Genomic DNA, 6,626 nt, shown 5'->3' with positions numbered 1-6,626 from the left:
TCCTGGTACGCCCGACGACAGAAAGCCGGCAAAGGCGTTGAACGTTTTGGCTCCCCACCCTGGGCTTGAACCAGGGGCGAAGGGTTCACGGACGACTTTAGGTGAGCAGCGGGGTCATTTCCGGATCGCTTTTCCGCATCGCTCGTCGATACCCCTCGCGTTTGCCGATGCGACCAAGGTACCCGACCACGTTCGGGTAGGGCGTCAGATCGACGGAAACAAAAGACCGCATAGTGGTCAGGCAGAAGACAGTCATGACGTCCGCGGCCGTGAACTCGCTGCCGGCGAGGTAGCGGTGGGCCGCTAACCCTGCATCCACCGTCTTGAGCGCTCTTTCAACGCGCTCCCGTGTCGCCAGCAGCGTGGGATGGTCGGGTGCCAGCTTCAGACGACGCACGACCAAGCACCTATGCAGGACGGCCTGCAGGCTGCCGTTGGCAAAGTGCATCCAGAAGAGGTAGTTGGCGAAGTCGGCATGTTCCGGGGGAACCTGCAGCCGCCCCTCGCCATACCGGGCGACAAGATACTGGACGATGGCTCCCGACTCGGCCAGGACCAGCTTGTCGTCGGTGATCACCGGTGCCGTGCCCATCGGATGAAGCGCCTTGTACGCGGGAGGAGCAAGAAACGTGATCGGATCACGCTCGTACCGCTTCAAGTCGTACTCGAGCCCGAGTTCCTCGCACAGCCAGACGACGCGTTCCGACTGCGATCTGCCAAGGTGGTGGACCGTCAACATACAGATTCCTGGTCGCCCGAGGGCGAGTTTGCGTGAAGCCGATATCAGTGTCGATATCAACAACAAAGGGGCTACGCCTCCCGACGTAACCCCTTGATTTTCTGGCTCCCCGACCTGGGCTCGAACCAGGGACCTACGGATTAACAGTCCGGCGCTCTACCAACTGAGCTATCGAGGAACAGCCGCAAATTATAGCGGGCGGCCTTCGCCCCGACGCCTGCTCAGAGGTCCACCTGCAACGAAACGCGGAAGGTGCGCGGCTCTAGGGGGAAGAGGTAGGCGTGGCTGAACTGGTAGGGGCTCTCGCGCCAGGCGCGGCGGTCGAAGAGGTTGTCGATGCCGGCGCGCAGGGTCCAGGTCGCACCGTCGGCGCCGGCCTTGGCCTCGTAGCGCGCGCCGATGTCGAAGCGCGTCCAGCCCGGGATGCGGGCGCTGTTGTCGGGCAGCACCTCGCGCGCGCTCTCGTGGATCGCGGCCGCTTGCATGCGCAGGCCGGGCAGGGCGGCGAGCCGGTGCTCGACTTGCAGGCGGGCCGTGAGGGCGGGGACGTTGGTCGGCCGCCTGCCGTCGGTGGCGGCGTCGCCCGGGGCGTGCACCCGCGCGTGCAGCCATTGCGCGCCGGCGCGCAGGCCCCAGGCGGCGCCGCGCCATGCCAAGCTGCCTTCGATGCCCCGGTGGCGCTGCGCGCCGACGAGTCCGCGCGTGCAGGGCACGTTCCCGCAGAGGCCCGCCGCGCTGGCGATGTCGCCGAAGAGCGGGCGGCGAATGTCGAATGCCGCCGCGCTCCACTCGGTGCGCTCGCCGCCGCCCTTGATGCCCACCTCGACCTGCCGGCTCTCGGCCGCCGGCAGGGCCTGGCCGGCGTTCGTGTAGCGCAGGGTCGGCGGCGTGGTCGTGGCATCGAGCGGCACGACGGGGGCAACGTCGCTCTCGACGCCCTTGCCCCAGCTCGCGTAGACGAGCGGGCCTCGCCCGAGCTGCTGGCTGAGCGCGGCGAACGGCGTGGTGAACGACTGGCCGAACGACGTGCCGGGAGAGCCGTCGGTGGGGTTGGCGCTGCGCTGGATGCGCGTGTGCCGGGCGCCGAGCCACAAAGTGGAGCCGCGGCCGAAGGCGATCGCGTCGCGCAGCGAAAGCTCGGTCGAGCGCTCGTCCCGGTCCGTGTTCGATGCGGTCAGGTTGGGCGCGGGCGGCGTCGCGAGCGTGCCCTCGACGTTCCCGGTGCCGGCGAAGTTGAAGGCCTGGGCCTGGAAGCGGTTGCGCACGATGGTGCGCTGCACGCCGGCGCTGAACTCGTGAGCGAGCGGGCCGCTGGTCGCCTGGCCGTGCAGCGTCAGGTCGAGCGTGCTGCTGCGCCGGCGTTCGTTCTCGCTGCGGAAGTCGTACAGGTCGAACGTGCCGTCGGGGCAGTAGCGGTCCGGGTAGTAGGTGCCGGCAGGCGCCGGGTTCGGGTCGGTGCACCCGAACGGAAAGGCGATGCGGTCGTCGGTGCGCAACCGCTGCGTGAGCCCGTGCGCGACGACACGCCAGCCGTCGCCGAGCTTCTGCGTGACGCGCAGGGACGCCGTGGTGGCGTCGAACACCACCGGCAGCGACCACGCCTGGTTGTTGAGGTTGAGACCGGGTTCGGGCAGTGCCGGCACCCGGTCGCCGAGCAGGCTGAAGCCGGGCACGCTGGGCTGCGAGCGACGGCTGGTCTCGACCTCGGCCTCGACCAGCGTCGACGCGCCGGCGCGCCAGTCGCCGGCGAGCGCCAGCACGTGGCGGTGGCCGCGCGCGTGGCGCACCTGCGGGTCGATGCGCTCGCCGCCGGCGTTGAGGCGCAGGCCGAAGGCGCTGTCGCCGCCGAAGCGCTGGCTCAGGTCGACGCTGCCGGCGACGCTGCCGCGCTCGCGCCACTCGAGGAAGGCGGAGCGGACGGGCGCATCGAGCGGCCGCTTGACGACGAGGTCGACCAGGCCGCCCGGCGCGCTCGTGCCGGCCTGGATGCCGCTGGTGCCCTTGAGGATGTCGACGCGCGCCTTGTTCTCGAGCGGGATCGAGGTTTCGGCGTTGATCGGCACGCCGTCGCGGCGGAAGTTGAAGCGGTTGTCGATGACGAAGCCGCGCACGGTGAAATAGTCGACATAGCCCTCGGTGTCGTAGGCCGAGGTCACCGACGGGTCGAAGCGGGTCAGGTCGGCGAGGCGGCGTGCGCCGGCGTCGCGGATCTGCGCTGCGTCGATCGTCGTCGCCTGCAGCGGCGCTCGTTCGAGCGGGGCATCGCCCCAGCCGGCGACGCTCGCGGTCGGCGGCGACTTGCCGGTGATGACCACCGGCGCCAGCGTCGTGCTCTGCGCGTCGGCGGCGAAGGGTTGCAGGAGCGCCGGCGCCAGGGCCAGCGCGAGGGCGCGGGCCAGGGTCGTGCGCGGTTGCGGATTGCGTGTCGTGTGAGCCATCGTCTTTCGATGGCAGGTCTCTGGGCCGACGAGTCAACGGCGAACGCCGTTTCGGCTTGCTTCCCTGCGCGAGGATTACCTCAATCAGGTTCGAAGGGACTGTCTCAGTCGGCGCCTCGAAGACTCGTCCTCGAAACGCCAACACCCCTAGCGGATGCGCGACGCGGCCGCAGCCGCATCGCGAAACGATTATCTCAGACCGTGCTCGACGCCGAGCAGGCGATGCAGCAGCGGGCTCGTGGTCGTGTATTGAAGAGGCAAGGCGCGGTCCGGGTGGACGCGCTCGCCGATGGCGAAGGCGGCGAGCGTCGCCTCGTGGAAGCCGCAGACGATGAGCTTCCTCTTGCCCGGGTAGGTGTTGCAGTCGCCGACGGCGAAGATGCCGGGCGTCGAGGTCTGGAAGCGGGCGGTGTCGACGACCACCTGCTTCTTCTCGAGCGCGAGTCCCCAGTCGGCGATCGGACCGAGCTTCGGGCTCCAGCCGAGCAGGACGAAGAGTGCATCGAGCGGCACGTTCCGGGAGTTGCCGTCGCTGCCGAGGAGGGTCAGGCCGGTGAGTCGCCCCCCGCTTTCGACGACGCCTTCCGGCTGGCCGGCGACGAAGGCGACGCGCCCGGTCTGGCGCAGGGCGCGCAGGCGGGCGAGGTCGTCCTCGGGTGCGTCGAAGTCGTCGCGCCGGTGCACGAGGGTGACGCCGGCCGCCTTCGCGGCGCCGTCGCTCGCGGCGGCTATCGCGGCCGCCACAGCCGCCTCGCCGTTGCCGACGATCACGACCTGCCGGTCGGCGCATTCGTGCAGCGTGGCCGCATGCTCGAAGAGCTGCTTGCCGCGGTAGGCGTCCAGCCCCGGCACCTTGAGGCGCCGCGGCTGGAACGAGCCGACGCCGCCCGCGACGACGATCGCCCTGGCGACGAAGCGCGTGCCGGCCGAGGTGGCGACGTCGAAGCGCCCGTCGTCGCGCGCCTTCACTTCGCTCACCTGCTGCTCGAGGTGGAAGCCGGCGCCGAACGGCTGGATCTGCTGCAGCAGCTTCTCCACCAGCTCGCGGCCCGTCGCGTACGGCAGGGCCGCAATGTCGTAGATGGGCTTCTCGGGGTAGAGCTCCAGGCACTGGCCGCCGGCGTGCGGCAGCGAGTCGACGACCTGCGAGCGAACCTCCTGCAGGCCGAGCTCGAACACCTGGAACAGCCCGACGGGGCCGGCACCGACGATCAGCGCGTCGGTCTCGAGGGGGTCGGCGAGCGCTGCATCGGCCATCGCCGCTCCGGCCTCAGCGGGCCAGCTGGTCGAGCTTGCCGGTCTTGTCTTTCCACTCGTCGGCATCCGGCAACGCGGCCTTGCGCCGCGTGATGCTCGGCCAGCCCTTGGCGAGCTCGGCGTTGAGCTTGATCATGTGCTGCTGGTCGCCGGGGACGTCTTCCTCGGGAACGATGGCGTTGACCGGGCACTCGGGGATGCAGACCGCGCAGTCGATGCACTCGTCCGGGTCGATGGTCAGGAAGTTCGGGCCTTCACGGAAGCAGTCGACCGGGCAGACGTCGACGCAGTCGGTGTACTTGCAGCGGATGCACGATTCGAGGACGACGTGGGTCATGGCGCGGGAGTCGGTGGCGCGCCAGGCCGGCAGGCGCAGGGAACGGTCAGGCGGTAATTTTACGGCCTCGATGCACCGCCTCAGGCGGCACGGCCGAGGCTGCCGCGCCGGCAGCCAGGGCGCCTGGCGACGCAGGGCGGGCGAGCGGCGCGGCGCCGACCCCGACCGTCACCACCGTCGGCCGGCCGGAATGGAGCACGGTCGCGTCGCCGAGCGTGCCCACCGTGTGGTCGCTGCCCAGCTCGTCGGGCCAGCCGGCGCGCGAGACGGCGAGGGCCGGCGTGTCGGCGGGCCAGCCGGCCGCGAGCAGGCGGCGGCCGAGGGCGGCCAGCTGCTTGCCGGCCATGTAGAAGACTTCCGTCTCGGCGTGCTTTCCGACCGCAAGGCCGGCGTCGTGCGTCATGGCCGTCGCCAGGCTGACGCTGCGCCCCGTGCCGCGCCGCGTGAGGGGGCGCTGCATCGCGGCGGCAGCGGCGAGCGCCGCGGTGACGCCGGGAACGACCTCGCTCTCGATGCTGGCGGCGTGCAAGGCGTCGAGCTCTTCCTCGAGGCGGCCGAAGACACTCGGGTCGCCGCCCTTGAGGCGGACGACGCGCCTGCCTTCACGGCCGGCGTGGTGGACCAGGAGCGCCTTGATGCTGTCCTGCCCGGTGCTCTCGGCGCCGCCGTTCGAGACGTGCGGGAGATGGCGCAGGCCGCGCTTGCCGACGTCGATCCAGCGCGCGTCCGGTGCGAGCCGGCGCAGGGCCGGGTCGGAGAGCGAATCGAACAGCACGACCTCGGCGTCGCGCAGGCGCTCCGCGCCGCGCAGGGTGATGAGGTCGGCCGAGCCGGGGCCGGCGCCTACGAACACCACCCGTCCGCGCGAGGTCGTCATGGCGATCCGCTGGAGCGGGTGAACCAGGGGCGGGGCACGACGACGTCGGCCTGGTAGTGGCCGTTCGGGAAGAAGGAGAGGGCTCGTTCGGCGACCGCCTGCGACTGGTCGGCGCGCAGGGCCGCGGCATCGAAGCCGGTGCGCTCGAGCAACGGCAGCATGTCGGCGAGCACGTCGCCGGTGGCGCGGATCTCGCCCCTGAAGCGGTAGCGCGAGCGCAGCAGGCGCGCCTGGCTGTAGGCGCGCCCGTCGGTCCACTTCGGGAAGACGAGGGCGATGCTGGCGAGGCTGGCCAGGCTGGCGACGATCGTCTCGACATCCGTGTCGTTGGCCAGCACCAGGTCGACCGGCGCCTCGGCGTCGACGAACCGGATCGGGTTCTCGCGATCGTGGCCGTTCACGCCGCCACCGCCGTCGAACGCCGCACCGCGTTGGCCGCCGACTTGAACGGATCGAGCCCCACGCGCCGCACGGTGTGGATGAAGCGCTCGGCGCTGCTGCTGCGCGCGGCGCGGTAGGTCTCGATGACGGCCTCGATGACGTCGGGCACCTCGTCGGCGGCAAACGACGGCCCGATCACCTTGCCCGGCGTCGAGGCGCCGCTCAGGGTAGAGCCGTCGGCGCCGCCGAGCGAGACCTGGTACCACTCCTTGCCGTCCTTGTCGACGCCGAGGATGCCGATGTGGCCGCTGTGGTGGTGCCCGCAAGAGTTGATGCAGCCGCTGATGTGCAGGTCGATGTCGCCGATGTCGTGCAGCTCGTCGATGTCGTCGAACCGCTCGGTCAGCGCGGCGGCGATCGGGATCGAGCGGGCGTTGGCCAGCGCGCACAGGTCGCCGCCGGGGCAGGCGATCATGTCCGTGAGGGTGCCGATGTTCGGCGTCGCGAGGCCGGCGGCGCGGGCCGCCGGCCAGCGGGCCGGCAGCGCGCCCGCGCCGCCCCACGGCCGGACCACGGTCTGGTCGTGCGATACTCGGG

At 70.9% G+C, this 6,626-nt stretch carries 6 protein-coding genes, 1 tRNA gene and 1 pseudogene; all 8 read right to left on the bottom strand.

The genetic code is table 11. From position 1 onward, the window contains the following. Positions 1-97: 97 nt before the first annotated feature. The gene (locus tag AC30N0_RS05440) at positions 98-739 is read right to left on the bottom strand and encodes a glutathione S-transferase family protein (protein ID WP_489516910.1); all 642 of its coding nucleotides are present in this window, start codon (positions 737-739) and stop codon (positions 98-100) included. 102 nt (positions 740-841) lie between these two features. Further along, positions 842-917 (bottom strand) — tRNA-Asn (locus AC30N0_RS05435). Positions 918-960: 43 nt separating this feature from the next. After that, positions 961-3,177, bottom strand: coding sequence for a TonB-dependent siderophore receptor (locus AC30N0_RS05430; RefSeq protein WP_489516909.1), 2,217 nt, complete (start codon positions 3,175-3,177; stop codon positions 961-963). Positions 3,178-3,366: 189 nt separating this feature from the next. Continuing rightward, a complete protein-coding gene (locus tag AC30N0_RS05425) occupies positions 3,367-4,434 on the bottom strand; it encodes an NAD(P)/FAD-dependent oxidoreductase (protein WP_489516908.1) in 1,068 nt (355 codons plus the stop codon). Between the two features lie 13 nt (positions 4,435-4,447). After that, a complete protein-coding gene (gene fdxA, locus AC30N0_RS05420) occupies positions 4,448-4,771 on the bottom strand; it encodes a ferredoxin FdxA (protein ID WP_489516907.1) in 324 nt (107 codons plus the stop codon). 46 nt (positions 4,772-4,817) lie between these two features. Next, positions 4,818-5,648, bottom strand: a complete 831-nt coding sequence (cobA, locus tag AC30N0_RS05415) for a uroporphyrinogen-III C-methyltransferase (RefSeq protein ID WP_489516906.1) — start codon at positions 5,646-5,648, stop codon at positions 4,818-4,820. Then, positions 5,645-6,049 carry a DUF934 domain-containing protein gene (locus AC30N0_RS05410; RefSeq protein ID WP_489516905.1) on the bottom strand — a complete coding sequence of 135 codons (405 nt, stop codon included), beginning with the start codon at positions 6,047-6,049 and terminating at the stop codon, positions 5,645-5,647. The genes cobA and AC30N0_RS05410 overlap by 4 nt, the downstream gene beginning before the upstream one ends. Continuing rightward, positions 6,046-6,626, bottom strand: a pseudogene (locus AC30N0_RS05405) (nitrite reductase); the annotation flags it as partial. The gene AC30N0_RS05410 and the pseudogene AC30N0_RS05405, both read right to left, overlap by 4 nt.

The sequence above is a fragment of the Rhizobacter sp. genome, assembly GCF_031412495.1.
GTDB lineage: Bacteria > Pseudomonadota > Gammaproteobacteria > Burkholderiales > Burkholderiaceae_C > Schlegelella_A.
The sequence above is the reverse complement of the archived record's forward strand: the minus strand, read 5'-3'. Positions and strand labels throughout refer to the sequence as shown.